At 72.6% G+C, this 14,486-nt stretch carries 13 protein-coding genes; 5 read left to right on the forward strand and 8 right to left on the reverse strand.

Going from position 1 to position 14,486, the window contains the following annotated elements; all coding sequences use genetic code 11:
• Positions 1-6 precede the first annotated feature (6 nt).
• From ACFRCG_RS20385 to ACFRCG_RS20405, 5 genes are read right to left on the reverse strand one after another with little or no spacing between them, the layout of a single operon-like run.
• A complete protein-coding gene (locus tag ACFRCG_RS20385) occupies positions 7-1,017 on the reverse strand; it encodes an alcohol dehydrogenase catalytic domain-containing protein (RefSeq protein WP_380033330.1) in 1,011 nt (336 codons plus the stop codon).
• Positions 1,014-2,360 carry an aspartate aminotransferase family protein gene (locus ACFRCG_RS20390; protein WP_380033332.1) on the reverse strand — a complete coding sequence of 449 codons (1,347 nt, stop codon included), beginning with the start codon at positions 2,358-2,360 and terminating at the stop codon, positions 1,014-1,016. The genes ACFRCG_RS20385 and ACFRCG_RS20390 overlap by 4 nt, the downstream gene beginning before the upstream one ends.
• The gene (locus ACFRCG_RS20395; protein WP_380033333.1) at positions 2,353-3,789 is read right to left on the reverse strand and encodes a trehalose-6-phosphate synthase; all 1,437 of its coding nucleotides are present in this window, start codon (positions 3,787-3,789) and stop codon (positions 2,353-2,355) included. The genes ACFRCG_RS20390 and ACFRCG_RS20395 overlap by 8 nt, the downstream gene beginning before the upstream one ends.
• The gene (locus ACFRCG_RS20400) at positions 3,789-4,853 is read right to left on the reverse strand and encodes an SDR family oxidoreductase (RefSeq protein ID WP_380033335.1); all 1,065 of its coding nucleotides are present in this window, start codon (positions 4,851-4,853) and stop codon (positions 3,789-3,791) included. Before ACFRCG_RS20400 ends, ACFRCG_RS20395 begins: the two co-directional genes overlap by 1 nt.
• Positions 4,850-6,157 carry an MFS transporter gene (locus ACFRCG_RS20405; RefSeq protein ID WP_380033337.1) on the reverse strand — a complete coding sequence of 436 codons (1,308 nt, stop codon included), beginning with the start codon at positions 6,155-6,157 and terminating at the stop codon, positions 4,850-4,852. The genes ACFRCG_RS20400 and ACFRCG_RS20405 overlap by 4 nt, the downstream gene beginning before the upstream one ends.
• Positions 6,158-6,290: 133 nt before the next feature.
• Here ACFRCG_RS20405 and ACFRCG_RS20410 point away from each other — a divergent pair, with 133 nt between their 5' ends.
• Genes ACFRCG_RS20410 through ACFRCG_RS20420 form a run of 3 tightly spaced genes read left to right on the forward strand, consistent with a single transcriptional unit; the run spans position 6,291 to position 9,435 of the window.
• On the forward strand, positions 6,291-7,205 hold the full coding sequence (locus tag ACFRCG_RS20410; protein ID WP_380033338.1) for a BadF/BadG/BcrA/BcrD ATPase family protein: 915 nt from the start codon (positions 6,291-6,293) through the stop codon (positions 7,203-7,205).
• A 35-nt stretch (positions 7,206-7,240) separates the two neighbouring features.
• Positions 7,241-8,284, forward strand: coding sequence for a sugar phosphate isomerase/epimerase family protein (locus tag ACFRCG_RS20415; protein ID WP_380033340.1), 1,044 nt, complete (start codon positions 7,241-7,243; stop codon positions 8,282-8,284).
• The gene (locus tag ACFRCG_RS20420; protein WP_380033342.1) at positions 8,281-9,435 is read left to right on the forward strand and encodes a sugar phosphate nucleotidyltransferase; all 1,155 of its coding nucleotides are present in this window, start codon (positions 8,281-8,283) and stop codon (positions 9,433-9,435) included. The genes ACFRCG_RS20415 and ACFRCG_RS20420 overlap by 4 nt, the downstream gene beginning before the upstream one ends.
• Here ACFRCG_RS20420 and ACFRCG_RS20425 read toward each other — a convergent pair.
• The 3 genes from ACFRCG_RS20425 to ACFRCG_RS20435 all read right to left on the reverse strand — a co-directional run bounded on the left by ACFRCG_RS20425 (position 9,401) and on the right by ACFRCG_RS20435 (position 12,044).
• Complete coding sequence (locus ACFRCG_RS20425) at positions 9,401-10,303, reverse strand: carbohydrate kinase family protein (RefSeq protein ID WP_380033344.1); 903 nt, start codon at positions 10,301-10,303, stop codon at positions 9,401-9,403. The genes ACFRCG_RS20420 and ACFRCG_RS20425 overlap by 35 nt on opposite strands.
• Positions 10,296-11,486, reverse strand: a complete 1,191-nt coding sequence (gene aroB, locus ACFRCG_RS20430; RefSeq protein WP_380033346.1) for a 3-dehydroquinate synthase — start codon at positions 11,484-11,486, stop codon at positions 10,296-10,298. The genes ACFRCG_RS20425 and aroB overlap by 8 nt, the downstream gene beginning before the upstream one ends.
• 189 nt (positions 11,487-11,675) lie before the next feature.
• The gene (locus ACFRCG_RS20435; RefSeq protein ID WP_380033347.1) at positions 11,676-12,044 is read right to left on the reverse strand and encodes a winged helix-turn-helix transcriptional regulator; all 369 of its coding nucleotides are present in this window, start codon (positions 12,042-12,044) and stop codon (positions 11,676-11,678) included.
• A gap of 145 nt (positions 12,045-12,189) precedes the next feature.
• Here ACFRCG_RS20435 and ACFRCG_RS20440 point away from each other — a divergent pair, with 145 nt between their 5' ends.
• The gene (locus ACFRCG_RS20440; RefSeq protein ID WP_380033349.1) at positions 12,190-12,612 is read left to right on the forward strand and encodes a secondary thiamine-phosphate synthase enzyme YjbQ; all 423 of its coding nucleotides are present in this window, start codon (positions 12,190-12,192) and stop codon (positions 12,610-12,612) included.
• Positions 12,613-13,123: 511 nt separating this feature from the next.
• The gene (locus ACFRCG_RS20445) at positions 13,124-14,455 is read left to right on the forward strand and encodes an aspartate aminotransferase family protein (protein WP_380033351.1); all 1,332 of its coding nucleotides are present in this window, start codon (positions 13,124-13,126) and stop codon (positions 14,453-14,455) included.
• Positions 14,456-14,486 lie beyond the last annotated feature (31 nt).

Consider the following 14,486-nt stretch of genomic DNA (forward strand, 5'->3'; position numbering starts at 1 on the left):
CGGATCCTACGGCGCGTGCGCGGGAGCGGTCGCGGCTCGTGGTCGGATCAGCGTCTTGCCCAGCGGCCGACCACTCACCTGTTCGCGCAGTACGGCCGGGAGTTCGGCGAGGGTGATCTCGGCGGTCACCAGGCGCTCGACGGGCAGCTTCGGCAATACCGCCAGCGCGGCGGCGAAGTCGGCGCGGCCGGTGCCGTAGCTGCCGGCCACGGTGACCGGCCGACCCGCCCAGGTGGTGCGCACCGCCTGCTCGCGGCGCCGGACCCGGTCCAGATCGCAGGCCAGGTCCGGGAGTCGATCGCCCGGGGCGGTGCCGCCGTAGAGCAGGGCCAGACCGTCGGGGACCAGCGTGCGCAGGGCCTCGGCCAGAATCTCCGGACGCACGAAGCTGGTGGCGATCACGGCGAGCGCGAAGGCCGACGACGGCAGCCCCACACTCGGCCGCACCTCGAAGCCGCGCGCCCGCAGGAATTCGGTGCGATCGGCGCTGCGATTGGCCAACGTGACGTCGGCGCCCGCGAGTTCGGCGAGGCGGGCGATCCACAGACCGGCCGCGCCCGCGCCGAACACCACCACGCGCCGACCGAGCAGGGGGATGCCGGTGTGCCCGACCAGGGCCGCGACGCAGTGCTCGGCGCAGGCCAGCGGTTCGGCGAAGACCGCCTGCCGGTTCGAGAGTTCGGCCGGGATTCGGGGCAGCGCGGCGGTCAGCCGGTCGGCCGGGCCGGCCGCGTACATCTCGGTCCCGAAACCGCTGGTGCGCGCGAGTGGCACATTGGGGTCGAGGCCCACCCGCGCACCGACCGGCAGCGCCTCGGGCAGGGTGGACTCGGCGACCACGCCGACCAGTTCGTGGCCGAACTGACTGGGACCGTGCCGCTCGCGGGCCACCTCCTTGAGGTCGGAGCGGCACAGACCGGCCAACTCGATCCGGATCCGCACCCGGTGTTCGCCCGCCGGCGGGTGTGGTCGGCCGAGCCGCAGATGCGGACCGTGTGGGCCCAACTCGACCCTCATCCCGCCCGATCCGGGCGAGCGATGCCGACGCGGGGCGCGGGTGTGGTCCGCCCGACCGCTTCGGCGGCCACCACCGCCAGCGCCTCGCCGAACCGGTCGGCGATCAGATGCGCCTCCGCGGGGGTCAGGATCAGCGGCGGACGCAGTTCGATGACATTGCCCAGCCCGTGCTCGGAGACCCGGGTCAGTACACCCCGTGCGTGCAGCGCGCGCTGGAACGCGTGGGCGAGTTCCGGGGCCTTGCCGCCGTCCGGGCGCACCAGTTCGAGGCCGAGCATCAACCCGGGCCCGCGTACGTCGCCGAGCATCGCGTGATCGCGTCGCAGAGCGCACAGCCGTTCGGTCAGGATCGTGCCGGTCCGGCGTACGTTCTCCAGGAAACCCGGACGCCGGACGATCTCCAGTGTCTTGACCGCCGCCGCGGCGGCCAGGTTGTGGCCGCCGTAGGTGAAGCCGTGCAGCGAGCGGTCCCAGTCGGCCATTCGCTCCTCGGTCAGGATCGCCGCGAGCGGCAGTCCGCTGCCGGTCAGCCCCTTCGAGACGGTCATCATGTGCGGCACCACGCCGAACAGATCGGCCGCGAACATCTGCCCCGTGCGGCCGAACGCGGTCTGGATCTCGTCGAAGATCAACACGATCCCGTGCTCGTCGCACAGGGCCCGCAGGGCCGGAAAGTAGTCCGGCGGAGGCACGATGTTGCCGCCCATTCCGCTGATCGGCTCGATCAGGACACACGCCACGCTGCCCGAACTGGCGTATGTGATGAAGTCCTCGATCCGGCTCACGCACAACATGCCGCACGTGTCGGGGGTCTGCCGATAGAAGCAGCGGAAGCAGTAGGCGTCGGGCACGTGTACCGCGCCGAGCGGCGGCATGTGGAAGGGCGCCCGCATCCGACTGCTGCCGTTGTACGCGGCGGCCGCGATGGTCTGGCCGACATGGCCCCGGAACGGCACGATCACGTCGCGCCGGCCGGTGTGGTGCTGGGCGATTCGGATCGCGCCCTCGTTGGCGGTCGAGCCGCCGCTGCTGCGCAGGTTCACCCGGGTCAGACCGGCCGGGGCCAGCGCGGCCAGGTCGCGCATCAGGCGGTCGGTGGACTCGGTGCGAAACGACGAGGAGGCGAAGACCAGTTCCTCGGTCTGCGCCCGGACGGCGGCCATCACCTCGGGATGGTGGTGGCCGAGGATCAGATTGAACGTCCCGGACACGCAGTCCAGGTATTCCCGGCCGCTCGCGTCCCACGAGCGGATGCCCTCGCCGCGCACCAACTCCGCCTCGCCCAGCCGGTATTGCGCGACCCGGGCGGTCGCGGCGGCGCGCTCCTCGGCCGACTCAGTCATCGCGGTGGTCCGCGTCGAGCCGCTCCAACTGGGTGCGGACCCAGGCTTCGAGGGTCCACGGCTCGGCCACCTTGCGCCGCCGCTCGGCCGCGGCCGCCCGTTCGGCGGGGGACGCGGTCAGCGCGCCGATCAGCGCGTCGGCCTGCTCGACCAGGTCGAACGGGTTGATCGTGCGGCACACCGGGGCCAGGATCTCCGCCGCGCCGCACATCTCGGACAGGATCACGTCCGCGTCGCGCTCGTTGACCAGCGGGGCCTCGAAGGTGCTCAGATTCTGGCCGTCCACCGTCGAGTTGAAGATCAGCGCGTCGGCCCGGCGGAAGCAGCCGATGGTGTGCTCCACCTCGTTGTCGCAGTGCAACCGCACGGTGTCCGGGCCCAGTTCGGCGTTCGCCTCGGCGATCGTGTACTCCACGCGCCGGACGTAGTCGGCGTTCGCCTCGACGTAGAGCCGGTTCGGATTCATCCGGACCAGCATCCGGGAGGACCGCACCGCGGGCTCGCGGCGATGGGCGGTCACGAAGGCCCGGACGGCGCGTTCGGCGTTCTTCATCGGGTCGGTCCGGCCGCTGTGCACCACCAGAGGCGCGTCGCCCACCCACTCCGCGATCCCCGCCGGCAGGCGCGGATGATCCGCGTCGAGCGCGCGCGGGCTGTAGCCGAGCGGCATGGTGCGCACCCCCGTGCGCCGGCCGCGCCACCGGATGACGCCGGCGTTGCGGTCCACGTCGGCGTCGGGTATCAGATCCGCCACGCAGTCCAGGAAGTTGCGGCACCACCGCTCGGCGAAGAAGCCGATCGTGGTCGCCGGCAACATGCCTTCGAGCAGGCCCACCCGCAGCGCCCGGGGCAGGATCCGCCAGTAGTCGGGCGAGGGCCAGGGGATGTGCACGAACAGCAGGATCGGCGCGTTCGCCCGCACCGCGCGCAACCGGGCCGGTACGCCGACGAGTTGGTAGTCGTGCACCAGGTACACCGGATCGGCGACGTCGGCCGAGTCGGCGAGCAGAGCGCCGGCGAAGTCCTCGGTGAACTCGGTGAATCGTTCCAGGGCGGTATAGGTCTCGGCGCCGAAGGTCGGCGTGGTCCACCGGTCCCAGCCGTAGTTGTTCGCGGCCCACATCAACTGCGCGGTCATGAAGTTCTGCACGACGTCGAAGGTCTCCCGGTCGTGCCGCAGCAGTCGGACCCGGATGTCGCGGCCCGAACGCAGGCGCAGATTCAGACCGTTCGGATTCTCCCGGGCCGCCCGATGATCGTCGTCGGTGTCCGCGCTGGCGATCCAGGTCACGTCGAGCACACCCGCCTGCTCGGCGACCACGTTGCCGGTGCCACCGGGCGCGAGCCAGGGACGCAGCGCGCCGGTCACCGGATCGGGGGCGAAGCTGACTGCGGCACGCTTGCTGGCCAGGAACAGATGACGGTCCATCAGGGCTGGTCCCTTCCGAGAGCGGCTGAGGCGTCGAGAGCGGCTGAAGCGTCGAGAGCGGCTGAGGCGTCGAGGGCGGCCGAGGCGTCGAGGGGGGCGCGCGGCGCGAGGGTGTTCGGGTCGGCGGTGGAACCGGGGGATCCGGAGGGCCCGATCAAGCCCGTCGGCCCGACCGCGGCCGCGATCAGCGCCGCGTCGGCCGCGAACACGTCGACCGGGTCCAGGCCGCGTAATTCGGGCAGGTGCATGGCGCGTTCGCTGTGCAGACACGCGTTGCGCGGCCGGCAGGCGTACCCGGTGTCCCGCTGCGGTACGGCGGTCACCAGCGCCGGGTCCACGCCGTGCACCGCCGCGATGTGCCGGGCCCACTGCACCCGGGACAACCGCCGCGGCCCGCCCAGATGCACCACGCCCGTGTGCGGCGAGTCGAGCAGCGCGGCCGTCCAGGCCGCGACGTCGTCGATCAGCACCGGGGTGTTCCAGTGCTCGTCCGGCACCGCCACGGGCGCGCCCGCGCCGAGCCGTTCGGCGCACGTGGTGAAGAAGTTCGGCCGCAGTCCGGCCCGGTCCCAGCCGTACACCAGGCTGACCCGCAACACGAGCGCGTCGCCGCCGGCCAGATAGGCGGCCTCGGCGGCGAGCTTGGCCCGCCCGTAGGCGTTGGCGGGCGAGGTCGGCGCGGACTCGGCGCAACTGTCCGCGTGGCCCGGGAAGACGTTGTCCGTGGAGATCAGCACCATCCGCGCGGCCCGCCCGGCCAGTGCCGCCACCACGTGTCGGGCCCCGGCGACGTGTACCGCGGCCGCGCCCGCCGGATCGGCCTCGCACCGGGTGATGTCCGAGGGCCCGTGCGCGGCCACCACCGCGTCGGGACGGACCGCGTCGACCACCGTGCGCACCTCGCGCGGATCGGCCACATCCACCGGAAGCCAGCGCAGTCCCCGGGTCTCCGGGGTGCGGGGGCGGCGCCGCGAACCGAGCACGACGCCGTGGCCCAGGCGGGTCAACCGGGCGCCGACGTGGCCGGCTATGTACCCCGATCCGAACAGCAGGACCCGGGTCATCGGGCGACCCCCTTCCGGTGCGGCGGACGTGGGTGGTGCGACGGATCGGAACGATCACCTTCGGAACGGTCTCCGTCGGTGGAGCCGCCGGAGCCGCCCGGATCGTCGGGATCATCGGGATCGCCGTCCGGGTCGGACGTGCCCGGGGCGGTCTCGGCGGGCAGCAGCCGCAACGACCGCGCGCCCACCATCACCACCACCCCGCACAGCGCCACGATGCCGAGGACCGTACCCAGGCCCAGCCGGCCGGCCAGCGTGCCGACCAGCGGTGGGGCGCCGAGGAAGCCGGCGTAGGACACGGTGGTCACCAGCGAGATCGCCTGCGGGCGCCGGCTCGGGGCGACCGCGCGCCCGGTCGCGGCGAGCAGCGTGGGCAACACCGGGGCCAGGCCGACGCCGGCGAGCGCGAAGCCGGCGAGGGTGGTCGGGGTGGACCAGGCCGCCGCCGCGAGGGCCAGGCCCAGGCCGCCCAGCGCGCCGCCGCCGACGATCAGCGGGGCGTCGCCGACCCGTTCGCCGCGCCACTGGGCGAGCATGCGGCCGGCGGACAGGCCCGCCATGTAGACCGCCGGGCCGCACGAGGCGAGGAACGGGCCGGTGTCGAGGTTGTCGGTGAGGTGGATCGCGCCCCACTGCTCGACGGTGTTCTCCATCAGCAGCACCGTGCCGCCGACCGCGCCGACCGCCGAAAGGGCGATCAGGAGACGGCCGTTCGCCCGTTCGGCGCGCTCCGTTCCGGGTGGTGCGGCCGCCTCCTCCTGCCAGCGCCGGCGGTCGATCGCCGCCGCCGCGCTCAGCGCGACCAGTACGGCGATCGTCACCAGGATCGCCCGCGCCGACACCCCCGCGTGCAGTGCGAGACCGACCGCCGGGGCGGCCAGGACCATCGCGAGCGGGGTGGCCGCCTGGACCCGGTGGAACAGCCGTTCGCCGGTCAGCGCCTCGCGCGCGGCCGTGGTGGCGTTGAGCGCCACCTCGATCGCCCCGCTGGTCGCGCCGATCAGCAACAGTGCCGCGGCGAACGTCCGGCGCGACCCGGCCATCGCGACGGCGAGCGTGCCGAGCGCGAACCCGAGGGTGACCAGGGGTAACGTACGCGGGCCGAGCCGGCGCGCGAGCGGCCCGGTCAGCAACATCGCGGGCACCGCCGCGACCGGGACCGCGAACAGCGCCAGGCCCAGACTCCCGTCGTCCAACCCGAGTTCGTCCTGGAGGGTGGGCAGCAGCGCGGCCCAACCACCCCAGAACAGCCCCCAACTCGTCGCCGGGGCAAGCAGACCGAGCACACCGCCGCCGTATCGCATGCACACTCCGTCCGTCACAGGTGACCGAGAGTGTCGCCCACCGTATCTCTCCACCACTACCCCGAGCCGGCCTTCCGCACCGATAGCGTGACCGGCGGGGGGCGATTTCGACGGACTGCGGAGGCTTTCGACGGTGGAGTACTGGGCGATCGACGCCGGTGGCACACGCACCACGGCCAGGGTGGGCGGCGCGCGGTACACCCGGGAGTCGGTGAATCCCGCGTCGGCGGGCGCGGCGGCGGAGGCGACGCTGGCGCGGCTGCTGGCCGAGATCGCCGCAAACCTGGCCGGGGCACCCGCGCTGGGCTGGTTCGCGAGCGCCACGATCACCATGGACACCGCGCCGACGGAGATCGATCGATTGGCGGTGCTGGCGCGCGAACAGGGCCTGGTGGGGCGGTTGGTGGTCTCCGGGGACGTACCGCCGCTGCTGCTCGCGCCGCCGACTGCCGGACGTGGGGTGGTCGTGGTGGCCGGGACGGGGTCGGCCTGCGTGGCGGGTGCCGGCCCGGACGCGGGGCCGCCGGTGGTGATCGGGGGCTGCGAGTACCTGGGCAGCGACGAGGGCAGCGCGTACGCGCTCGGTGCGGCCGGATTGCGGGCCGCCGTACGCGGCGCGGACGGGCGCGGGCGGCCGACCACGCTGTTCGCCGCCCGGGGTCCGCGCGAACTGGCCCGCCGGCTGGCCGCGGAGCCGTTTCCCAAGAGCGCGGTGGCCGCGTTGGCGCCCGAGGTGTGCGCGGCGTGGCAGGCGGGCGACGCGGTCGCCGGCGAGGTGGTGCGGGCCGGCCTCGACGATCTGGTCGATGGGGTCCGCGCGGCCCGGGACGCGGCGGCCCTGAGCGGCACGTGGCGCGTCGTGCTCAACGGCGGTGTGTTCCGCGGTTGTCCGCCGTACGCGGCCGAGCTGAGCCGGCGCCTGGTCACCGAACTCGGCGCGGCCCGATCGCCGACCGTGATCGCCGACCCGGTGGACGCGGTGTACGCCGCGCTGCGGGCGAACGAGGGTTCGCCGCCCAAGGGTTGGGCACACATCCGCCACCTGTGAGGACGCGAGACGCAACCGAACGAGGGGGACCGCCGATGACCACAAGCCCCACCGGAGCCGAGCACCAAAACCCCACCCCACCGGCTCCACCCGTCCCGCCCGCGGACCGAGCCGCCCCCTCCACCGCGCCCATTCGGCTCGGGATCTGTCTCGCCGCGCTGGCGCCGCTCGGACCGGCGGGGGCGTTGGCGGTGGCCCGGGACGTCGGGGTGGACGTCGTCGACCTGCCGGTCGACCGCGCCTTCGCGCTCGTGGACGCGGCCCGCCTCGAGGATCCGCGCCATCAGCGCGACGTGCGCGAGCGGTGCGCGGCGGCCGGCGTCGAGGTCGGGTGTGTGAGCAACAGCCGGGACACCCAGCTCGTACTGGGCCCGCACGGGCCGCACACCGACGCGGTGTTGGTCGGCGGCGCCGAGGCCAAGCGGGCGTTCGGGGTGCGCGCCGCGCTCGGGACGGTGCGATTCGCCGCCGGGGTGGGCGCGCCGCTGGTGCGGCTGATGCTGGGCGTGCCCGATCTGGCCCGCTGGTTGTCCTGGTCGGGCAGCGAGGTGAGTTGGCAGGACAACGTGGACGCATGGGTACACGCCGCGCGCCCGGTGCTGGAACTGGCGGACACGCTGGGCGTACGCGTGGTGATCGAGCCGCACCCCAAGCAGGTCGCGTACGACCCGGCCAGCACCCGGGCGTTGCTCTCCGCCGCGAGCGGGGTGCGTCTGTGCGTGGACCCGGCCAACCTCGCCGCCGTCGGATACGACCCGGTGGCCTGTGTCCGCGGCTGGGGCCGGCGACTGGCCGCCGTGCATGCCAAGGACCTCCAGCGCTGGTCCGACACCGAACCGCCGCGCGGCGCGGGCTGGTCGCGCTATGGCCCGGGCCCGGCGATCCGGTTCCGTGCCCTCGGCGCCGGCGCCCTGCCCTGGCCGGCCATCGTGGCCGCGCTGCTCGACGACGACTACCGGGGAGTGATCTACGTGGAACACGAGGACGCCTTACTGCCGACGGAGCAGGGCATCGCCAATTCGCTGACGCTGCTGCGCACGCTGATCCCCGCCGGCGTCGCCCCGGGGCGGACCTGGTGACGCTCGACGGAGTACGTGGCGGCCTGCTCGCGGGCGGCCTGGGCGAGCGTATGGGCCCGCTCACCGAGACCGTCTGCAAACCGCTCGTCCCGTACGCCGCGAGCTGCCGCCTGGTCGACTTCAGCGTGGCCAACGCGATCCGTTCCGGCCTGCCCGAGCTGGTCCTGCTCTCCCAGCACCGCGAGTCCGACCTGGTCCGGCACCTGCTCGCGCACTGGGACGAACACCCGGGCACCCGGCTGCACTTCGGCCCGCACGACGCCCTGGCCCGATCCGGCCCCGGCGCGATCCTGCCCGCCCGGCCCGCCGAACGCGGCACCGCCGACGCGCTGCTGGCCAACGCGGAATACCTGTTCGCCCCCGGCGCGCGCGATCTGCTGATCCAACACGCGGACCACGTCTACGTGTTCGACTATGCGCCGATGCTGGCCGCGCATCGTGCCGCCGACGCCGACTGCACGATCGGCGTACAGCGCGTCGAGCGGCGCTGGGTACACCTGTTCGGCATGGTCGAGACCGAGCCCGACGGCCGGGTCCGAGCCCTGGTCGAGAAGCCCGCGCGGCCGACCTCCGACCTGGTGTTCACCGCGTTCTGCGTGTTTCGGATCGCCGCGCTGCGCGAGGTGTTGGCGGTGCTGGCGGCGCGTGGCGAGGCGGGTTGGCAACACGACATCAGCCGCGACGTGCTGCCCGCGATGATCGCCAGGGGCGACCGGGTGGCGGCATATCGAGTGGCCGACCACTGGGCCGACATCGGGACCGTCGAGCGTTACCGGGACGAGCAGTTGCGGCTGCTCGACCCGCCGCACCCGATCCCCGCCGAACTGCTGCCGCGCACCCTCGCGGGTCTGGGGGAGGGGTTCCCCCGGTACGCCGACGGGAGTCTGCTGGGCACCGGGATACCACCGGGGACGCGGGTCGAGGGCAGTGTGCTGCACCCGGGCTGTCACCTCGAACCGGGCGCGTCCGTACTGCGCTCGGTGGTGCTGCCGGGCGCCACGGTCGCCGCCGGCAGTACGGTTCGCGATGCCATCGTCACCCCGGGCGGGATCCTGACCCCGGCCCCGCCCGGCACCACGACGCCCACCGGATCCGCAACGCCGCCCGCCGAGCCGGTCAGGACACCGCACGATCCAGCTCTTCCGCCGTGATGAACGACGTGTGCGTACCGGCCGTGCGGACCGCGTGTGCCCCCGCATGCGTACCCGCGGCGGCGCAACCGGCCCAGTCGCGGCCGGCGAGGTAGGCGTACAGGAAGCCGGAGACGTAGCTGTCCCCGGCCCCGTTGGTGTCCACCACCTCGTCGGCCCGCATGGCCAGCGCCGGAACGTGCCACAGCGGCCGATCCCGCACCACCAGATAGCTGCCCCGACCGCCCGCCATCGCGACCACGATCTTCGCCCGGCCCCGGGCGAGCAGGTCCCGCGCGGCCTCCTCGACCCGGTCGCCCAGCCGATTGGTGGAGGTGAACACCAGTTCGGCCCCGTAGGCGAAGTCGGCCCGGTCGGGGTCCTTCCCATCCCAGCCGTGCAGGTCGGTCGAGGTGGACACGCCGGCCTCGATCGCCTCCGCGAGGGCGGCCCGCGACCAGCCGCCGATCGACACGTGCGCGTGCCGGGTCCGGGCCAGCGCGGGGCGGTACAGATCGGGGTCGACCACCAGGTCCTTCGGCAGCCGACTGTCGTGCAGCGAGAGCCGTTCGCCGTCGGGGCCGACCAGGTTCACGCTGCGCGGGGTACCGGCGGGGTCGGTGGCATGTGCGAAGGACAGGCCGTGCCGCGCGTAGTGCGCGAGCACGAAGTCCGCCTCCGGGTCCTCGCCGAGCACGGCGGCCAGATGGGTGCGCAGCCCCAACGCCCGACAGCCCAGGGCCACCCCGTTGCCGGTGTGCGCGACATAGCTGCGGATCGGCGGCACCTTGAAGTCGCTTATCGGTAACGGTAGTTCCGGGACCCGTACGATCACGTCCACGCCTACCCCGCCGACCACGAACACATCCAGCCCGGCGGGTTCAGCCATCGGTACCTCCGTGGGTGTGCGCCAGGGTGGCCTCGGATCCGGTGGAGACCACGAGCGCGGCGTGGATCTCCTCGTCGGTGACGTCGTCGGTGATCACGGTCTCGCCGAGCGCGGTGGGCAGCACGAAGCGCAGCCGGCCGTCCCGGATCTTGCGGATCTGCCCCAGCGCCTCGACGGTGGTCGCCGGATCGAGCGGCGCGGGTAACGCGGCGAGCGTGGTGGGCAGTCGCACCCGGTCGAGGAGTGCGGTCATTCGGGCGAGCAGGGCCGGGTCGAGCAGCCCTCGGCGTTCGGCGATGCGCGCCGCGCAGGCCATCCCGAACGCGACCGCCTCGCCGTGCAGGACCGGGCCGTAGCCGGTCGCGGTCTCCACCGCGTGTCCGATGGTGTGTCCGAAGTTCAGCGGCCGGCACAGGTCGCGTTCGTACGGATCGCGGGCGATCAGACGGCACTTGAGCACGCTGGAGGCATGCACGAGGGCGGCGGTGGGCCCGGGCTCGGCGGCCAGTATCGCCGCGTGCCGGTGCTCGATCAGATCGAACAACTCGGGCGAGGCGATGATCCCGGTCTTGATCGCCTCGGCCAGTCCGGCGCGCAGTCCACGATCGTCCTGGGTGCTCAGATAGCCGACGTTGGAGACCACCGCGCGGGGTTGGTAGAAGGCGCCGATCAGGTTCTTCGCGGACGGGTGGTCGATGGCCACCTTGCCGCCCAGGGCCGCGTCCACGTGCGCGAGCAGCGTGGTGGGCACGTTGATGTACGGCAGTCCGCGCATGTACGCGCTGGCCACCCAGCCGACGGTGTCCATCACCACGCCGCCGCCGACCGCGAGCAGGATGTCCCGGCGTACCAGCGAGGTTTCGGCCAGCCAGTCGAGCAGCGTGCTCGCGGTGCGCAGGCTCTTGCTGGCCTCGCCGGCCGGGAAGGAGGTGGCGACCACGTCGAGTCCGGCGGCGATCAGGCGTTCGGCCAGGCGGCGTGCGTGCAGCGCGAGCACGGTGTCGTCGGTGACCAGCGCGACCCGGCGGCCGTCGATCTCGGCGCACAGGCGCGCGAGCGCGGTGTTCTCGTCGAGGCAGACATGGACCGGATATGTGTCGAGCCGCCGAGCGGTGGCCATGATCGGATCGACCCGGCCGCGAGGCAGCGCCAGCTGTTCGGACACTCGGACGTATTCGGTCATATATTCACACCCCGGCGGCTCAACGAAGACGTCGCAGACAATCCGGATATTCGATGCCGAAATAATTACGGCGGGTGCTACGAAAAGTCAACAACGACTCACCCAGAGTGCGCCGCGCGGGTATAGCAGACCGTTCGACGCTATTCCCGAGCATTCGCCGCCTCCGGAAACTTCGCCCGGAAACGACCTCTAGGCGGCGGGCCGCGCCGGATCCGGCGTCGCGGTGGTCGAGGGCGCGGTGGCGGTGATGTGCTGCTCGTGGTCCTGCCCCCACACGCCCAGCGGCAACAGTGCCTCGTTGAGCGACTCGCCCAGCGGGGTCAGCGAGTAGACCACCTTCGGCGGGACCTCCCGAAACACCTCGCGGTGCACGATGCCCCGCGTCTCCATCTCGCGCAGCTGCTGGATCAGCATCTTCTCGCTGATCCCGGGCACCGCGCGGCGCAGCTCCCCGAACCGCCGCTCCTCGGTGTGCAGCGCCCACAGGATCAGCGCCTTCCACTTGCCGCCGATGACGTCCATGGCGGCGTCGAGACCGCACTGGTAGCGCCGAGCCATGCGCCTTCCCCTCCTCGGACAGTTCCTTACCGACAGGTAGGTACTGCCGCACATTGTCCGTACGTATTCGGCCGAAAGCAAAGGAATCCGCCGGGAGAGCGTGTGGCTGCGCGGCGGCGGCCGGGGTTCGGGTGAGCATGGGGGGATGGCGGAGACGAATGTGTCGCGGGTGTTCGAGGTCAGTACCGGGCGGCGGGAGCGGGTGTACGACCTGACCGGGATGTGCGCGCGATTCCTGCGCGAGACGGCGGCGGGACGGGACGGATTGCTGAACGTTTTCGTGCCGCACGCGACCGCGGGGGTGGCGATCCTGGAGACCGGCGCGGGCAGCGACGAGGACCTGCTCGCACTGCTCGCGGATCTGCTGCCTGCCGACGACCGGTGGCGACACCGACACGGCAGCCCCGGCCACGGACGCGATCACGTGCTGCCCGCGCTGGTCCCGCCGCACGCGACCCTGCCGGTGATCGCGGGCGAACTCGCGCTGGGCACCTGGCAGTCGGTCACGATGGTGGACACCAACCGGGACAACCCGGACCGCACGGTGCGGTTGACCTTCCTCGGCTGAACCCGCCGGCCGGGCCGGACGGCCGGTGGCGCGGCCCTCGCCGCGTGGCGTGAATCCGCCCCGGTGTGCGCGGTCGGCGCGGTCGGCCGGGGGAGTGATCCGGCCAATCCGTCCGACCCGCGCATGGACCGGTCCCCTTCTGGATATTTCTCGTATCGGTTCGATCAGGCTCCGTTTTCCGTTCGGTCACGTGGTTTTCACCCGGAAATGCGAGACGACCCTCCGCTTTCCGCGACCACCCGTTCGACCGACCGAAAGACACGACCGACGCGGGGGAATTCCATATGCCGAAGACCGAATCGACGGATTTGCCGAGCCCGGATATCCGGAGACACCCGGCTTTTCGCCGGGCCGGCCGATGCCCCGGCTCGCAGCCGACCGCCGGGCGGATCCCGGGCCGCGCGCGCTCGGCCCGGGCGAGCGCGGGATCCCGGGCGCCCGGGAGCGCCGGCGGCGAAGTAAACCCACGCGGTGTCCCGGGCGGGCGTCGCGAGCAAAGGTGGCGAATTTCGTGATCTCGGCCGAGTCGACCGAAACCAGCCGGGCGCTTTTCCATCGGGCCCGACGATCCCTGGCGGGCGGAACGGCCTCGTCCGGCCGGGTCACCACCACCGGGTCCTATCCCTATCCGCTGTATATCGCGCGCGGAAAGGGCGCGCACATCTGGGACGTGGACGGGAACGAGTATGTCGACTATCTGATTTCGTACGGCTGCGCGGTGGTGGGGCACGCCAATCCGCGGATCGCCTCGGCGGTGGCCGACGTGTTGGCCAACGGCACCATGTTCGGCGCGGGCACCGTACCGGAGATCGAATTGGCGGAAACCATGCGGGCGATGATCCCGTGCGCCGACCTCGTCCGGTTCGCCAACTCGGGGTCGGAGGCGATCCAGGGGGCGATCCGCGCGGCGCGCGGCTTCACCGGCCGCGACCGGGTGCTGAAGTTCGAGGGCCACTGCCACGGATGGGCCGACACGCTCGCGGTCTCCACCGGGCCGCGCGCCGCCGAGGCCGGACCGTACGCGCGACCGCGCGCACACCCGTACTCGCCGGGCGTGCCGAAGGGCGTGCTCGCCGACGTGGTGGTCTGCCCCTGGAACGACGCGGAGATCCTGCGCGAGGTGTTGGACGCGCATCGGGGCGAACTCGCCGCGGTGATCTGCGAGCCGATCATGGCCAACAACGCGTGCGCCATGCCCGTGCCCGGATACCTGGAGACGCTGCGCGAGGAGTGCACCCGACGCGGGATCCTGCTGATCTTCGACGAGGTCTGCACCGGCTTTCGCACCGGACCGGGCGGAGCCCAGGGGTTGTTCGGCGTGATCCCCGATCTCGCCGTCTACGCCAAGGCACTCGGTGGCGGCCTGCCGATCGCGGCGTTCGTCGGCCGACAGGACGTGATGAGCGAGATCGGCGCCAATCGGATCAAGCACGGTGGCACGTACAACGGTTCGCCGCTGTGCGCGGCGGGCGCGCTGGTCACGCTCGGCGAACTCGGCGATCCGGCGGTGACCGCGCACATCGACGCGGCCGGCACCCGGGTGATGGAGGCGATCCGACGGGCCGCCCGGGATCGGCGAATTCCCTGTGTGGTGCAAGGCGTCGGGGCGATGTTCCAGGTGGTCTTCTCCGCCGACGATGCGTCGACGCGGGCCGGTGGGGGCCCGACCGTGAACGACGACGCACGCTACGCCCTGTTCCGATACGCGTTGCTGGAGCGCGGAATCCATGTCAACGCGGCCGGTTCGGCGTGCTGGTTCGTCTCGGCGGCGCTCACCGACGACGACGTGGCCGCCGCCTGCACCGCCGTGGACGCGGCGTTCGTGCTGCTCGCCGGCGTGTGAGGGGCGATCCTTCGGCTGTTCGGGGGGCGGT

Source organism: Embleya sp. NPDC056575 (assembly GCF_042793325.1).
Lineage (GTDB): Bacteria > Actinomycetota > Actinomycetes > Streptomycetales > Streptomycetaceae > Embleya.

Excerpts from the sequence above, each read along its gene's own strand:
- ACFRCG_RS20390 (WP_380033332.1), bottom strand. The coding sequence starts at position 2,360 with ATGACTGAGTCGGCCGAGGAGCGCGCCGCCGCGACCGCCCGGGTCGCG.
- ACFRCG_RS20415 (WP_380033340.1), top strand. The coding sequence starts at position 7,241 with ATGACCACAAGCCCCACCGGAGCCGAGCACCAAAACCCCACCCCACCG.
- ACFRCG_RS20440 (WP_380033349.1), top strand. The coding sequence starts at position 12,190 with ATGGCGGAGACGAATGTGTCGCGGGTGTTCGAGGTCAGTACCGGGCGG.
- ACFRCG_RS20435 (WP_380033347.1), bottom strand. The coding sequence starts at position 12,044 with ATGGCTCGGCGCTACCAGTGCGGTCTCGACGCCGCCATGGACGTCATC.
- ACFRCG_RS20425 (WP_380033344.1), bottom strand. The coding sequence starts at position 10,303 with ATGGCTGAACCCGCCGGGCTGGATGTGTTCGTGGTCGGCGGGGTAGGC.
- aroB (WP_380033346.1), bottom strand. The coding sequence starts at position 11,486 with ATGACCGAATACGTCCGAGTGTCCGAACAGCTGGCGCTGCCTCGCGGC.
- ACFRCG_RS20405 (WP_380033337.1), bottom strand. The coding sequence starts at position 6,157 with ATGCGATACGGCGGCGGTGTGCTCGGTCTGCTTGCCCCGGCGACGAGT.
- ACFRCG_RS20400 (WP_380033335.1), bottom strand. The coding sequence starts at position 4,853 with ATGACCCGGGTCCTGCTGTTCGGATCGGGGTACATAGCCGGCCACGTC.
- ACFRCG_RS20385 (WP_380033330.1), bottom strand. The coding sequence starts at position 1,017 with ATGAGGGTCGAGTTGGGCCCACACGGTCCGCATCTGCGGCTCGGCCGA.
- ACFRCG_RS20395 (WP_380033333.1), bottom strand. The coding sequence starts at position 3,789 with ATGGACCGTCATCTGTTCCTGGCCAGCAAGCGTGCCGCAGTCAGCTTC.